Below are 14758 nucleotides of genomic sequence, written 5' to 3' on the forward strand. Positions count from 1 at the left end.
CTTAGGGAACTTGTTCACGTTCCCGCTTGACACCAGGGACCGGCGTATTAGCAGGCGGTGTCTGACAGGTACCCTGGGGACTTATGACACTGACGCATCTGGACGAGTTCACCCAAGCACTTCCGTACTCACTGGATGATTTCCAAATCCAAGGATGCCAAGCCGTCGAAGCCGGCCACGGCGTTCTGGTCTGCGCGCCCACCGGCGCCGGTAAAACCGTGGTGGGTGAGTTCGCCGTGTCCTTGGCACTGCGCCAAGGGACCCGCTGTTTCTACACCACACCCATCAAGGCGCTGAGTAACCAGAAATACCACGACCTGGTTGACGCACACGGTGAGGATGCGGTCGGCCTGCTGACCGGTGATGTCTCCATCAACTCCTCCGCGGACATCCTCGTGATGACCACTGAGGTCCTGCGCAACATGATTTATGCGGGTTCAGGCGCACTGGACCGCTTGACCCACGTGGTGATGGATGAGATCCACTTCTTGGCCGACGCCTCACGCGGCGCAGTATGGGAAGAAGTCATCCTCAACCTTGAGGAGCACGTCTCCATCATTGGTCTATCCGCAACGGTATCCAACTCCGAGGAATTCGGCCGGTGGCTGACCACCGTGCGTGGTGATACCAAGGTCATCGTCACCGAAAAGCGCCCCGTTCCGCTGGATCAGTGGATGATGGTCGGCCGCAAAATCTATCCGCTCTTTGAACCTGACTCAGGTGGCCAGGTCAACGCTGAACTGGCGCGGCGCATCCAACGCCTGGAGGCGGGCGATACCGATAATGGCCGCGCAGACTATGCCCAGAACCGTGCGAGCTTCCGTGCTCGCGCCCGTCACAAAGGCGGCGGGCGCCACGACCGGCACAGTGATCGGCGCAGCGGCGCACCCCGCATGCAAGACCGCTACCGTCCGCTTGGCCGTCCAGAGGTGCTCAAAGAGCTGCAGGCCATGGAGATGCTGCCGGCGATTACCTTCATTTTTTCCCGCGCAGGCTGCGATGGTGCGCTGTATCAGTGTTTGCGCTCCCGCATGGTGTTGACCTCCCCGGAGGAGGCCACCGAGATTAGGGCCATCGTCGATAAAGGCGTGGAAGGCATCCCGGAAGAGGACCTCAAGGTCCTTGATTTCAAGCGTTGGCGCGAGGCACTCTCGCGCGGCTTTGCTGCTCACCACGCAGGCATGCTTCCGGCCTTTCGGCACATCGTGGAGGAACTCTTCGTCAAGGGCCTCGTCCGGGCAGTCTTCGCCACCGAAACGCTTGCCCTGGGCATCAACATGCCGGCGCGCACCGTGGTGCTGGAGAAGCTGGTGAAGTTCAACGGCGAGGCACACGTGGACCTGACACCGGGCCAATACACTCAGCTCACCGGCCGCGCCGGTAGGCGAGGCATCGATACTTTGGGCAATGCCGTCGTGCAGTGGGCACCCGCCATGGATCCCACGGCGGTGGCGGGGCTTGCATCAACTCGTACCTATCCGCTTATTTCTACCTTCGAGCCCGGCTACAACATGGCCATCAACCTGCTAGGCATGCTCGGCTTTGAGGACTCGCTGCGCCTGTTAGAAAAGTCTTTTGCGCAGTTCCAGGCGGATGGTTCCGTTGTGGAGGAAACCCGTGAGATTGAGCGCGCCGAGCACCGCGTTCGGGAGCTGCGCGCACAGTTGGATCAGGCCGTGGAAAACCTGGCCCCGCCAGCCACCGATGGCGAAGACCCAGCTGAGATTCTCATGGATTATATGCGGCTGCGCCGCGCACTAACTGAGGAGGAAAAGTCAACACGGGCTTCCAAGAAGGAGGAGCGCAACAAGGAGGTCGCGGCGGTCCTTGCCCGACTCCAAGTGGGAGAAGTCATCGCTATCGCCACGAAGAAGCGCCCAACGCTGGCCGTCGTCATTACCCCGGCAAACCAGACTGCTGATCCGCGCCCCTGGGTTACCACAGAGACGGGGTGGTCTGGTCGCATCGATTCGGCCGGTATTGATAATCCGCCAATCGTCGTCGGCCACATGAAGCTACCGCGCGCAGCACAAAAGAATCCGCGCCGTCATACCCGGTATGTGCAGGATGCCTTTAAGCGTGACTACTACAAGCGGCCGAAGAAGATGCGCACCGAGCCGCGCAATCGCCCCAACAAGAAGATCGCGCAGTTGCGCGATGCCCTCCGCGAACATCCGGTGCACCATTGGCCGGCGACCGACCGCGAGCAATTGGCCGGTGTGGCACAAAAGCTGGCGCGCCGCGAGAGAGAACTGGCGCGACTAGAGGCCAAGGTAGAGCGCGCCACAGATACGCTTGGCCGCACGTTTGAGCGCATCGTGGACCTGTTGGCAGAGATGGACTACGTGGAGTTCGAAGGCTATGGCGAGAACCGCGAACCGGTCATCACGGACGAAGGCGAGCGCTTGGCCAAGATCCATTCCGAATCCGACCTCCTAGTTGCACAATGCCTCAAGCGCGGTATCTGGAACGAGCTTGACCCGGCGGAGCTCGCTGGTGTGGCTTCGCTCTGTGTCTTCGAAAACCGCAAGGCCACCCGCGGCGAACCTGGCGCAGCAACCGACGAGATGGCGGACGCCATGAACGCAACCTGGCGCATCTACGGAGAGCTTGTTGCTGATGAGAAGCGCCATAACCTGCCGCAGACCCGTGAACCGGAACCTGCCTTTGCGCTCGCCATCCACCAGTGGACCGCGGGCGCCCCCTTGGCTTATTGCATGGCCGCGGCAAACGAATCCGGCGCGGAACTCACCCCCGGTGACTTTGTCCGCTGGTGTCGACAGGTCATCGACCTGCTCCAGCAGGTGGCCAAGACCGGCTACGAGGACGAGATTCGCCGAAATGCCCGGCGCGCCATTGACGCGATCCAGCGCGGCGTCGTCGCCATCGGCGCCTAGGCCTAGCGCCTAGTTTTCGGAGCCACCGCGAAGCAGTGCCGTGGCTGCCGCCGCGAGTGCTTGGCGGTGGGGCGCAACGAGTGCCACAGTGGCGAGCTTGAGGTTGCGCCCCAGCGGGTTAAGTATGAGGGCTTGCGTACCGATGACGGCGTCATCGACTACAGCTGGACCGCCCGAGTCACCTTTGACTGCCGGAATCGTGTTGAAAACAAATCCGGCGGGGGAGACAGTGGTGCGGAAGTCAATGGACCAGGTGCGGAAGAAGGGAAGGAGAAAAAGCCCACTGCGTTGCTGGGCACGGCGAGCTTTTCCGCCGTATCCCCAGGTGGTGACTGGGGCGCGGAATGGTGGGGTGCTTTTTGCAAGCCCAGGAAGGTCCCGGGGAGGGGCCGGCCGGTCTAGCAAGCACAGCGCCATGTCGGTCCCGTCAATCGTGCGCACGGCGGCCACGCGCCGCTTGAACCCGCCACTCACCTTGTAGTGTTCCCCTCTGTCAAGGCCGCTGCGGAAAAAGTGCGCGCAGGTCAGAACCAACCGGGTTGCCTGCTGGGTGCGGGGGCCTAAGGACGCATCGATGAGCACTCCCGAGCAATAGCTTGAGCGATTACGGATCTTGACGGCAGCGCGATGGGAATTCACGCCTCCCAGCTTAACCGGACGAAGGCGGGCGGTAGGCTAACTGTCATGACTGATTATGCGTCCCGACTGAGCCGCTCCCGCACTATCGCCGCTGCTAAGGGCATCGACATCCTGTTAGTGGGGACAGGTGCCGAATTCGCGTACCTCACCGGTTCGTGGGTTTCCTCCCACGAGCGCCTGACCTGCTTGGTTATCCGCCCCGATGCCGAACCGGTAATCGTCGCCCCCAACACCGACATTGAGTCGCTTCAGGGCGTTGCAGCCCACCTAGTGGGATGGAGCGATGGGAAGGATCCCTATGCGCTGGCTTTGGAAGGCGTGCGCCCCAATACCGTTGCCTTGGGCTCCTCGCTGACCGCCGATCACGTATTGCGTTTCCAGTCCGCAATTCGAAGCCAGCTAGATCCGTCCTCGCCGGATGTAGCGCACGTGGAATACCTTCTAGCTACTGAGGCACTGGCTGAGCTCTTTAGTCGCAAAGACCCAGACGAGGTGGCGGAGCTACGCGCTGCCGCGGCGGCTATCGATGCCGTGCACGCCGAGGTCCCGCGTCTTTTAGAACCGGGACGCACTGAGGCCGAGGTAGCGTCTGATTTGCGGGAACTCATTTTGCGCGAGCACCGAGAGGTGGACTTCATCATTGTTGGTTCCGGCCCAAACGGGGCGAACCCGCACTACGACTATGGGGACAGAGAACTTGGCGCGGGCGATCCCGTGGTGGTGGATATCGGAGGGACGCTGCCGTCCGGTTATCACTCTGACTGCACCCGCACCTATGTGGTGGGGGCAGCCCCCTCTGCGGCACCCGCCGATTTCCAGGAGGCCTACGCGGTGTTGGAAAAGGCCCAGGCTGCCGGACGAGCTGCCGCACGCCCGGGGGCGAGCGCCCAGGATATTGACCGCGCCACGCGCAAGGTGATCGATGATGCTGGGTGGGGCGAGTATTTCACGCACCGCACTGGGCACGGCATTGGCTTGTCCACGCACGAGGAGCCCTTCATCATGGAGGGAAATGAGCTGGAGCTTTCCCAGTCCATGGCCTTTTCTATTGAGCCGGGTATCTACGTGCCGGGTAAGTGGGGCATGCGTCTGGAAGACATCGTGGTGACCACTGAATCCGGGTGTGAGTCCCTGAACCAGGCACCGCGGGGGTTACGCTAATGAGACGCACTGGTGCGCTGTTGATTCTTGGCGGGCGCAGCGATATCGGCGGCGAGCTTGCGCGTCGGCTGTGCGCAGGCCGCCCAGTGGTACTTGCCGCACGGGGTGAGCACGGTATGGAGGAACTCACCACAGAGCTTCTCCGCAGAGGGGCGGTTTCCGTGCACACGCTATCTTTCGACGCTGCGGATGTCTCCTCCCACCGCGCGGTCATCGAACAAGCCTCAGCACTCGCGGGTGAGGACATTACAACAGCAGTCGTCGCCTTCGGAATCCTGGGTGATCAGGAACGCGCCGAGCACGACGAGGCCCACGCCTTCGACATAGCACTGGTGGACTATGCAGCACAGGTATCCATGCTCACCGTGCTCGCTGATGTCATGACCACGGGCCACATCGTGGCCTTTTCGTCCATTGCCGGCTGGCGTGCGCGCAGAGCCAACTATGTCTATGGCTCGACCAAGGCAGGCCTGGATGCTTTCTGCCAGGGTTTGGCGGATCGGCTGCAGGGCAGCGACCTAGCCCTGATCACCGCGCGCCCCGGGTTCGTCATCGGATCCATGACTGAGGGGATGAAACCCGCGCCCTTGTCGGTGACCCCAGACGTCGTGGCACAAGCTGTGGTGAAGGCCATCGAGTCCTCGTCGGGTACCGGGTCCCCGTCGGATTCACGGCCGGTCTCCCGCACGCTATGGATCCCTCGGAGGCTTCAGGTGTTGGCTTGGATCATGAAGCTGGTCCCACGGCCAATCTGGCGGCACATGCCGCGCTAGTGATGCCCGAGGGCGGGAGAGTTGAGGGCGGGAGAGTTAGCGTCAAAGATGAAGCCGCGCGGGGCAAGGACTCGCAAGACGACGTCAGCATCGCCTTCGGGCAAATCGTGGATGACCAAACCCCGCCACGGCGTTACTGAAATCGACGCGTCCAGCTGGGCGATGAGTCCTGCGTACTCCCCAGGCAGCACGCCATCCTGCAGGCCCGCACCCAGATCGACGCGGCCGGGCTCAGTGTGTTCGGTCAGCCAGCCGATGGGCAAGGTCGGCGCGGCAAAGGCAGCACGCGTCGGTGAGGGGAAGCCATCGATGGCTTCAGGGCGCTGAGCAGATAGCTCGAGCACGTAGTCGACGAGCTGAGAAATCGCATCGTCTAGTTCTAGGACCGGACCGGTAACCGCCCCCTCTCGGATGAGGCGCGCGGAGCTGGCGTCCTCGTCTTCTCCAGTGCTAGCACCGGATAGTTGGAGCCCAGCCGCCACACCGTGTGAGATGAGATCGCCCGCGCCACCATCGATACCAAAGACTGCATCCTGGTCGAGAGCGGCGGAGGCTCCTTCAGCTTCGGCCAGGACATCAGCAACGCGCTGCGCCACACGGCGTGCATGAAGGGAGAGGGGAGAGGCCAGCACGTGGGCGTCGGTGGTGGGCAGGGGGACGTCGCCAAGCACCTGCTCATCGCGGATGCCGCGCAGGCTGATGACGCTGTGCTCCTCAAGGTACACATGGCCATCGCCACATTCCCTGGCGGCCTGGCCTAGGGCAAGCCACTGCTCGGGGGTGACAACACCGCCGGCGGGATGGAAGCGCAAGGTATCGGATTCGGGATGCTTCGACTCGGGGAGGGACATGGTAGGTCAGTCTAATCGCTCCGGGAGGGTCTCCAGCGAACCGGCAGGTCCAGCAAGTATGGTGGGCTGCATGCCGTTTCTTCTGTTCATCGCGTACATCCTCCTCGAAACCCTGGCTTTCTGGGCAGTTGCCGAGTGGATTGGTGTGCTGTGGGCGCTGCTCGCTTTGGCGCTGACCATGCTCTTCGGTATGACGATAGCCAGCTGGGAAGTTCGCCGCATGATGGTCAGCCGCATCCGCCAAACCGAAGACGGAGTCTATGTAATGGAGGATCCCACTCCAGGTAAAACAGCCGGCAACGTCGGCCTGACTATGGTGGGCGGAATCCTGCTTTCGCTGCCCGGCTTCGTCTCCACGATCATCGGGGTTCTGCTCATTTTTGCGCCAACGCGTTCCATCATCCGCACGCTTCTTGCTGCGTCGATGTTCCGGAAAATCGAAGACATGGGCGTGCGCGTTTACGAGGCCTCACCCATGGCGCAGCACCGCGACTCCTATGGATCCTTTGGAAACTTCGGTGCGGGCGCTGCCGGCAGCGCCATGGGAAGCAGGGGACAAGCGGACCAAACGCACGAAGTCCTCGATGAAGATGAAATCCGCACATGGACCCAACACGTCAAGCCCGAAGACTTTGAGGACGGAAATAAATAGTGCTCGCTGTGTGTGCCCGGCTTGTCCTCGCAGCTCTTTCGGGCGCGGTCACGTATCTGTCGGTGGAGCCGCGCGGCTGGTGGGCTGCGGGAATCATTGGGGTGGCCATGTTGGTGGCTGCGTTATCTCCTTGGCGAAAGCCCCTGCATTTAGGGTGGGCGGCGCTCATCGCTGTGGTCCATAGCGCTGTCTTGTATCTATTCACCCTGCCGTGGATTGGTGAGCTCGTGGGCAACATGCCCTATATTGCGCTCGCTATCTTCCTGTCCTTGTACAGCATCCTCCTCGGCGTCGGCGGGGCAGCGTTGCTGCGCCTGAATTATGGCTTCGCACTTTTTCCCTTCTTTTATGTGGCGGTGGAAATGCTGCGCTCCTCCGTGCCCTTTGGGGGGTTTGCCTGGGTACGTCTGGCGTGGGGACAGATTGAAGGGCCGCTTGCCAACCTTGCCCCATGGGGTGGGCCTGCGCTCATTAGCTTTGCGGTCGTCTGCGTCGCCGCGGGTGTGGTGGGCCTTACGCGCGCACCACGGTTGGCCTGTGCCTTGCTGGCGGTGCCGCTTCTTGCAGGGCTCATCGCAGCGCAAGGCGTGAATCGACCGAACCACACCACAGGCACGGTCACGGTAGCCGCCGTCCAGGGAAACGTCCCGCGGCTGGGCCTTGACTTTGCAGCGCAACGCCGCGCAGTGTTGGATAACCACGTCCGCGTCACTGAGCAGGCAGCCCAGGATGGCGCTGAGCCAGACATCGTCATTTGGCCTGAGAACTCCTCCGACATCAATCCTTTTGCCAACGAGGACGCACGGGCGCTTATCGACGGCGCCGCCCACGACATCGACGCCCCCATCTTGGTCGGAACTCTCACCCGAGACAAAGTCGGCGCGCGCAATACTATGCAGGTATTCAACCCGGACGGCTCGGTGGGGCAACACCACTACAAGAAGTACTTGCAGCCCTTTGGCGAGACGATGCCGATGCGCGAATTCTTTAGGAAGATCACTGATCTGGTAGACCTAGCGGGCGATATGAAGCCCGGTGACGGGTCAGGCGTGGTGACCATGGCCGGGACTGCAGTGGGCGTTGCTACGTGCTATGAGGTCAGCTTTGACCAGGCGTTCCGAACGGCAATCGATAACGGCGCACAGATTCTCACGACGCCGACAAATAACGCCACGTTCAGCGATTCTGACATGACCTACCAGCAGCTGGCCATGAGCCGCCTGCGCGCGATAGAAGCGGACCGAGCCGTGGTTGTGGCCGCCACATCTGGAGTCTCAGCCATCGTGCACCCCGATGGTTCAGTGAGCCAAGACAGCGGTATCTTTGAACCGGCTTATCTCGAAGAGGAACTTCCGCTGCGAGAAGGGCGTACATTTGCGGTGCGTTATGGTTCGCTCCTGCAGTGGCTCATGACTATTATTGGAACGGTCTGCGCGCTGTTTGCGATCTATTCCACCCGCTTGTCCGGACGACGCAGCGCGTCTTAAAGCAGAAACCTAAAGGAGCAAGGAACTAGTGAGCTCGACCCACGAATCTACTCTGGTCATCATCCCCACCTACAACGAGATTGAGAACCTGCCGCTGATCACCGGCCGCGTGCGCAAGGCCACTCCCGAGGTTCACATCCTGATCGTGGACGATAATTCCCCGGATGGCACCGGAGAGGCCGCAGACAAGCTGGCCGCTGAGGATTCTCACCTGCACGTTCTACACCGTGAAGGCAAGGGTGGCCTTCTTGGCGCTTATATCGCCGGCTTCGAGTGGGGACTGGAGAAGGATTACCAGGTTCTGTGCGAAATGGACGCCGACGGCTCCCACGCGCCGGAGCAGCTCCACCTCTTGCTTGAGGAAATCGAGAAGGGCGCAGATCTGGTCATTGGCTCTCGCTACGTACCGGGCGGAGAGACAGTGAACTGGCCTGCCAACCGCGAGCTGCTTTCCCGCTTGGGCAACAAGTACATTTCGGTTGCCCTGGGTGCCGGAATCAATGACATGACTGCTGGCTACCGTGCTTTCCGGCGCGAGCTGCTTGAACACCTCGACTTTGAAGAGCTCTCCAACGCCGGATACATCTTCCAGGTGGACGTTGCCTTCCGCGCCATCAAGGATGGCTTCGATGTCCGCGAGGTTCCGATCACCTTTACCGAGCGCGAGCTTGGCGAATCCAAGCTGGACGGCTCCTTTGTCAAGGATTCCCTGCTCGAAGTAACCAAGTGGGGCGTGGCTCACCGCTCCGAGCAGATCAGCGATTTCACCTCGGAGGTTTCGAAGATCGGCTCCCGCACGGTCAAGGACCTGGAGCTTGGCCCGAAGGTCAACACGGCAAAGAATGCCGTGGCCGACTTTGTTTCCGAAGTCTCCAACCTGGTGAAAGGCACCCTCAAGCGTTAATTTGATGCTCATGGCGCCTCATACACGCGCGTAAGGAATAAGAACCAGCCCGGAAGCCCGTTATGGTTTCCGGGCTTTTGCCGTAGTTACCAGTGCTAGTGCTAATGTCATAAGTAGCACTGTAGCTGGTGCACAGTGATTTACTTCACTGTTTCTCACACTACGGATCGTTCGGCACGTACCTGTCGATGGAGGAGATTTTGCTATGGCAACCGTAACGTTCAAAGATGCATCCCTGACCTACCCGGGAGCAAAGGAACCCACCGTCAAGAAATTCAACCTGGAAATCGCTGATGGCGAGTTCCTCGTCCTCGTCGGTCCTTCCGGCTGTGGTAAATCCACCACACTGCGCATGCTGGCCGGTTTGGAAAACGTTACTGACGGTGCCATTTACATCGGAGACAAGGACGTCACCCACGTTGCACCGCGTGACCGTGACATCGCCATGGTTTTCCAGAACTATGCTCTCTACCCACACATGACCGTGCGCGAGAACATGGGCTTCGCACTGAAGATCGCCGGCAAGTCCCAAGACGAGATCAATAAGCGCGTCGACGAAGCAGCCGCTACCTTGGGCCTGACCGAATTCTTGGAGCGCAAGCCGAAGGCCCTGTCCGGTGGTCAGCGCCAGCGTGTGGCCATGGGCCGCGCCATTGTTCGTAACCCGCAGGTCTTCCTCATGGATGAGCCGCTTTCTAACCTCGATGCCAAGCTGCGTGTTCAGACGCGTACCCAGATTGCAGCCCTGCAGCGCAAGCTTGGAGTTACCACCGTCTACGTCACCCACGACCAGACGGAGGCCTTGACCATGGGTGACCGTATCGCGGTGCTGAAGGATGGCTACCTGCAGCAGGTTGGCGCGCCCCGCGAGCTTTATGACCGCCCCGCCAACGTCTTCGTCGCGGGCTTCATCGGCTCCCCAGCCATGAACTTGGGCACCTTCTCAGTCAAGGATGGTGACGCCACCTCTGGCCACGCTCGCATCGAGCTTTCCCCGGAAACCCTTGCCGCGATGACGCCCGAGGATAATGACCGCATCACCATCGGTTTCCGCCCGGAGGCACTGGAGATCATTCCGGAGGGCGAGTCCACAGATCTTTCCATCCCGATCAAGCTCGACTTCGTGGAGGAACTTGGTTCTGATTCCTTCCTCTACGGCAAGTTGGTGGGCGAGGGCGACCTTGGATCCTCAAGCGAGGACGTCCCCGAGTCCGGCCAAATCGTCGTCCGCGCTGCGCCGAACACCGCGCCGGCTCCGGGCAGCATTTTCCACGCGCGCATCGTGGAGGGTGGCCAGCACAACTTCTCGGCGTCGACCGGCAAGCGCCTTCCTTAAGCCCCCGTGCCGGCTGCCCCGCGGCACGTAATGAATAGGACAGTTTCAGCCATAGTCAGCAGAAAAGGTGGAGTGATTCACCATGAAAGAGTCCATGAGCATCACCTCGTCGACGTACGCGTCGGCACTGCTGACGCTGCCCTGGGACACACCATTAGAGCAGTGGCCCGATGCTCTCATCGCCGCATTGCCCAGGGGTATTTCCCGGCATATCGTGCGGTTCGTGGGGATCAACCGTGGCATCGTCGCGGTCAAAGAAATTGGTGCGCGTACCGCCCACCACGAGTACAAGATGCTGCGTGAACTGCAGCGCCTTGGCGCCCCTAGTGTGCGCCCCGTAGCCGTGATCACCGGCCGCCATCCGGCAGAGGAAGACTACGGGGAACTCACCGCAGCTTTGGTGACCGAGCACTTGGAGTTCTCCCTGCCCTATCGCGAGATCTTCTCTCGGCACCTCACGGTCGTGGAAGCGGAGAAGCTCATCCGCGCCCTGTCCGTGCTGTTGGTGCGGATGCATCTGCTCAACTTCTACTGGGGCGATGTGTCACTGTCCAACACTCTCTTTCGGCGCGATGCTGAGACCTATTCCGCCTATCTTGTCGATGCCGAGACGGGCGAGTTCCAACCCAATCTCTCTGAATCACGCAGGCTTTACGACGTCGACATTGCCCGCGTCAACATCATCGGCGAGCTCATGGACCTACAGGCGGGTGAATGCTTGGATGGGTCTATCGATGTCATTGCACTAGGCAGCCTTGTCGAGAGTTCCTATCTTGAGCTGTGGACAGAACTCACCGCTGAGGAGGCCGTGGATGCCAGTGAGTACTGGCGCGTCTCCGAGAGAATCGACCGCCTCAACCAACTGGGCTTTGATGTAGGGGAGCTCAAGGTAACCAAGGACGATTCTCGGCAGGTAGTACGAATCCGGCCCGTAGTGGTGGATCCGGGTCACTATCGTGCAGAGCTGTTGAGCTTAACTGGACTCAGCGTCGAAGAGCATCAAGCCCAACGCCTTCTGGGCTCCATCCAGGCCTACCAGGCCGTGGAATGTGGGCCTCACGTCGGCCTTACCCAGGCCGCGCACTTGTGGATGACGCATGAGTATGAGCCGACTATCGCTGCCGTGCCCGAAGAGATGCTAGACAAGCTTGAGCCGGCACAAATCTTCCACGAGATAGTCGATCACCGTTGGTTCCTCGCCCAGGAAAGGGGAGAGGCCGTCACGCTCGCGGAGGCCACGGCATCCTATCTGGCGTCTGTACTACCAGCCCGCCGTGCTGAGGCCCGGCTCCTCAACACGCCCCCGGCAGACGAAGACTTGTCATAACCTCTCGCGTGTCCCAACAACGCCCGCAATCTCAAATCCAACCAGACTTTTTCAACTGCTTTTTATATGTTTTTGTAAGTTTTAAGCCCGATTGCCCCATAAATGGGGAGGGTTTCCATGCCCGAATATGGATATGGTCACAATCGGGTGTTTTATGTCCGAATTCTTTTGAATATGTGGACTACCTCACTAAGATGGAGGGCAGGCTAACCAGTTCATAGTCGGACTGCGATCCGCTATGAAGCACTTGGTGGCGCTGGGAAGAAGCCTTCGTTACGGGAGGTCTCCCAGACACAACCGAATACGAGCCGGGTATCTATCCCTGGCCCACCATCCCGCTTTTCATCAAGAAAGATGAGGACCTCATGAAGCGTCTTACTCGCATCGCATCCATCAGCATGGCATCCATGCTCGCCGCCGCAAGTCTCGTCGCATGCTCAGGCTCCACCGACGAGGAAGGCGATGTTTACTTCCTGAACTTCAAGCCTGAACAGGACGCGGCATACCAGGAAATCGCAAAGGCCTACACTGAAGAAACCGGTGTCAAGGTCAAGGTCGTTACCGCCGCCTCCGGCTCTTATGAGCAGACCCTCAAGGCGGAAATCGGTAAGGATGAAGCCCCGACTCTCTTCCAGGTCAACGGACCTGCTGGCTTCATCACCTGGCAAGACTACATGGCGGATATGTCGGACACTGAGGTAGCTAAGCAGCTCACCGACGACATCCCACCGCTAACCACCGAGGACGGAGAGGTACGCGGCGTCCCGTTCGCCGTCGAAGGCTTCGGCATCATCTACAACGACGAGATCTTCGACAAGTACATCGCCACCTCCGGCGCGAAGATCAAGTCCACGGATGAAATCAAGAGCTACCAAAAGCTCAAGGAAGTCGCCGAGGATATGCAGGCAAAGAAGGACGAGCTCGGTATCGAGGGCGCCTTCGCCTCCACCTCACTGACCTCCGGTGAAGACTGGCGTTGGCAGACCCACTTGGCTAACGCTCCGATCTGGCAGGAGTACCAGGACAAGAACGTCGAGGACACCAACGATATCGAGTTCTCCTACAACAAGGAGTACAAGAATCTCTTCGACCTCTACCTTGATAACTCCACCGTAGAAAAGTCTCTTGCACCTTCTAAGACGGTGTCTGATTCCATGGCTGAGTTTGCGCAGGGTAAGGCCGCCATGGTTCAGAACGGTAACTGGGCATGGTCCCAGATTTCCGAGACCTCTGGCAACGTGGTCAAGGAAGACAAGATCAAGTTCTTGCCCATGTACATGGGTCTGCCAGACGAAGAAAAGTACGGCATCAACGTCGGCACCGAGAACTACTTGGGCGTGAACTCTGAGGCCTCTGAGGTCGACCAGCAAGCCACTAAGGACTTCGTAGATTGGCTGTTTACCTCTGATGCTGGCAAGGAGCACGTGGTGAAGGACCTGGGCTTCATCGCACCGTTCGAAAGCTACACCGCTGAAGACACCCCGAATGATCCCCTTGCTGAGCAGGTCGCGGAAGCTATCGCTAACGAGGATCTGACCACCTACCCGTGGAATTTCCAGTACTTCCCGTCGCAGCAATTCAAGGATGACTTCGGCCAGGCCTTGTCGCAATACGCCTCCGGAACGCTGAAGTGGGAGGACGTCGTCAAGCAGTTCAAGGACAACTGGGCTGCTGAGAAGGAATCTAACTGGGGCTAAATCTTTAAAGTCCCAATCCCCTCGCCAAACGTCTTCCGGCATTGGAGGGCGGGGAGGGGAGTAGGTGAGGATTGTGGCCCACGCCGGTGGCACGTGCGCGACTGGTTCTCCGCATCCTCAGCCTCTTCTCCTCGCCGCCTTCCCGCTGGGAAACGTGTGGCACCACCTGAAGTTAAGGTTTCACCACCATGCAAGCAACGCTGAAGAAGTATTTCCCAGTCTTTGTCTTGCCCACCCTTCTGGCATTCATGATTGCCTTCTTGGTGCCGTTCATCGTGGGTTTCTTCCTCTCATTTACGAAGTTCACCACCATCACCAACGCCAGATGGGTTGGCATCGACAACTACGTCAAAGCTTTCTCCCAACGCGAAGGTTTCATCTCCGCCTTCGGTTTCACCGTCCTCGTGGTCATCGTTTCCGTGATCACCGTCAACGTCTTCGCCTTCCTCTTGGCGTGGATGCTTACTCGCAAACTCCGCGGTACCAATTTTTTCCGCACAGTCTTCTTCATGCCGAACCTCATCGGCGGCATCGTGCTGGGTTATACCTGGCAGACCATGATCAACGCCGTGCTCTCGCACTATTCCACAACGATTAGTGCGGACTGGAAGTTTGGCTACGCCGGCCTCATCATGCTGCTTAACTGGCAGCTGATCGGCTATATGATGATCATTTATATCGCCGGCCTCCAGAACGTCCCGCCCGAGCTCATCGAGGCTGCCGAGCTCGACGGTGTCAATAAGTGGGAGATGCTGCGCCACGTCACTATTCCGATGGTCATGCCGTCGATTACCATCTGCCTCTTCCTGACTTTGTCGAACTCCTTCAAGCTCTTCGACCAGAACTTGGCGCTGACCAACGGCGCTCCTGGCGGGCAAACTGAGATGGTGGCGCTCAACATCGTCAACACGCTCTTTAACCGTATGAATGTCGAGGGGGTCGGCCAGGCCAAGGCTGTCATCTTCGTCGTCGTTGTGGTCGTCATCGCTTACTTCCAGCTGCGCGCGACCCGCTCCAAGGAAATCGAGGCTTAA

12 protein-coding genes are annotated in these 14758 nt (G+C 59.8%); 10 read left to right on the forward strand and 2 right to left on the reverse strand.

The features are described 5' to 3' along the window. Positions 1-83 precede the first annotated feature (83 nt). Complete coding sequence (locus tag HMPREF2943_RS01725; RefSeq protein WP_070710622.1) at positions 84-2897, forward strand: DEAD/DEAH box helicase; 2814 nt, start codon at positions 84-86, stop codon at positions 2895-2897. 9 nt (positions 2898-2906) lie between these two features. Here HMPREF2943_RS01725 and HMPREF2943_RS01730 read toward each other — a convergent pair whose 3' ends face one another. Beyond that, positions 2907-3536: a trypsin-like peptidase domain-containing protein gene (locus HMPREF2943_RS01730; RefSeq protein WP_236659272.1), complete on the reverse strand. Its 630-nt coding sequence runs from the start codon at positions 3534-3536 to the stop codon at positions 2907-2909. A 45-nt stretch (positions 3537-3581) separates the two neighbouring features. Here HMPREF2943_RS01730 and HMPREF2943_RS01735 point away from each other — a divergent pair, with 45 nt between their 5' ends. Together HMPREF2943_RS01735 and HMPREF2943_RS01740 are read left to right on the forward strand one after the other, a co-directional pair. Then, a complete protein-coding gene (locus HMPREF2943_RS01735) occupies positions 3582-4697 on the forward strand; it encodes a M24 family metallopeptidase (protein WP_070710624.1) in 1116 nt (371 codons plus the stop codon). Next, entirely contained in the window at positions 4697-5470 is a 774-nt protein-coding gene (locus tag HMPREF2943_RS01740) for an SDR family oxidoreductase (RefSeq protein WP_070710625.1), read from the forward strand. The genes HMPREF2943_RS01735 and HMPREF2943_RS01740 overlap by 1 nt, the downstream gene beginning before the upstream one ends. Here HMPREF2943_RS01740 and HMPREF2943_RS01745 read toward each other — a convergent pair. Then, the gene (locus HMPREF2943_RS01745) at positions 5467-6321 is read right to left on the reverse strand and encodes a cobalamin biosynthesis protein (protein ID WP_070710626.1); all 855 of its coding nucleotides are present in this window, start codon (positions 6319-6321) and stop codon (positions 5467-5469) included. The genes HMPREF2943_RS01740 and HMPREF2943_RS01745 overlap by 4 nt on opposite strands. 70 nt (positions 6322-6391) lie before the next feature. Between HMPREF2943_RS01745 and HMPREF2943_RS01750 the strand changes: the two genes are divergently transcribed. The 7 genes from HMPREF2943_RS01750 (at position 6392) to HMPREF2943_RS01780 (ending at position 14758) form a co-directional block, all read left to right on the forward strand. After that, complete coding sequence (locus HMPREF2943_RS01750) at positions 6392-6973, forward strand: FxsA family protein (protein ID WP_070710627.1); 582 nt, start codon at positions 6392-6394, stop codon at positions 6971-6973. After that, the gene (gene lnt / locus HMPREF2943_RS01755; protein ID WP_070710628.1) at positions 6973-8460 is read left to right on the forward strand and encodes an apolipoprotein N-acyltransferase; all 1488 of its coding nucleotides are present in this window, start codon (positions 6973-6975) and stop codon (positions 8458-8460) included. The genes HMPREF2943_RS01750 and lnt overlap by 1 nt, the downstream gene beginning before the upstream one ends. Positions 8461-8488: 28 nt before the next feature. Further along, a complete protein-coding gene (locus HMPREF2943_RS01760; protein ID WP_070643588.1) occupies positions 8489-9364 on the forward strand; it encodes a polyprenol monophosphomannose synthase in 876 nt (291 codons plus the stop codon). A gap of 205 nt (positions 9365-9569) precedes the next feature. Continuing rightward, positions 9570-10700 (forward strand): ABC transporter ATP-binding protein, encoded by a 1131-nt coding sequence (locus HMPREF2943_RS01765; protein ID WP_070643590.1) that lies wholly within the window; start codon positions 9570-9572, stop codon positions 10698-10700. Positions 10701-10782: 82 nt separating this feature from the next. Beyond that, on the forward strand, positions 10783-12027 hold the full coding sequence (locus HMPREF2943_RS01770) for a DUF4032 domain-containing protein (RefSeq protein WP_070511911.1): 1245 nt from the start codon (positions 10783-10785) through the stop codon (positions 12025-12027). Between the two features lie 365 nt (positions 12028-12392). Continuing rightward, on the forward strand, positions 12393-13724 hold the full coding sequence (locus HMPREF2943_RS01775) for an ABC transporter substrate-binding protein (RefSeq protein WP_070511914.1): 1332 nt from the start codon (positions 12393-12395) through the stop codon (positions 13722-13724). 188 nt (positions 13725-13912) lie between these two features. Further along, positions 13913-14758: a carbohydrate ABC transporter permease gene (locus tag HMPREF2943_RS01780; protein WP_070710629.1), complete on the forward strand. Its 846-nt coding sequence runs from the start codon at positions 13913-13915 to the stop codon at positions 14756-14758.

The sequence above is a fragment of the Corynebacterium sp. HMSC072D12 genome (genome assembly GCF_001813925.1).
GTDB classification, from domain to species: domain Bacteria; phylum Actinomycetota; class Actinomycetes; order Mycobacteriales; family Mycobacteriaceae; genus Corynebacterium; species Corynebacterium aurimucosum.

Excerpts from the sequence above, each read along its gene's own strand:
- HMPREF2943_RS01740 (WP_070710625.1), top strand. The coding sequence starts at position 4,697 with ATGAGACGCACTGGTGCGCTGTTGATTCTTGGCGGGCGCAGCGATATC.
- HMPREF2943_RS01770 (WP_070511911.1), top strand. The coding sequence starts at position 10,783 with ATGAAAGAGTCCATGAGCATCACCTCGTCGACGTACGCGTCGGCACTG.
- HMPREF2943_RS01745 (WP_070710626.1), bottom strand. The coding sequence starts at position 6,321 with ATGTCCCTCCCCGAGTCGAAGCATCCCGAATCCGATACCTTGCGCTTC.
- HMPREF2943_RS01725 (WP_070710622.1), top strand. The coding sequence starts at position 84 with ATGACACTGACGCATCTGGACGAGTTCACCCAAGCACTTCCGTACTCA.
- HMPREF2943_RS01775 (WP_070511914.1), top strand. The coding sequence starts at position 12,393 with ATGAAGCGTCTTACTCGCATCGCATCCATCAGCATGGCATCCATGCTC.
- HMPREF2943_RS01750 (WP_070710627.1), top strand. The coding sequence starts at position 6,392 with ATGCCGTTTCTTCTGTTCATCGCGTACATCCTCCTCGAAACCCTGGCT.
- HMPREF2943_RS01765 (WP_070643590.1), top strand. The coding sequence starts at position 9,570 with ATGGCAACCGTAACGTTCAAAGATGCATCCCTGACCTACCCGGGAGCA.
- HMPREF2943_RS01735 (WP_070710624.1), top strand. The coding sequence starts at position 3,582 with ATGACTGATTATGCGTCCCGACTGAGCCGCTCCCGCACTATCGCCGCT.
- HMPREF2943_RS01780 (WP_070710629.1), top strand. The coding sequence starts at position 13,913 with ATGCAAGCAACGCTGAAGAAGTATTTCCCAGTCTTTGTCTTGCCCACC.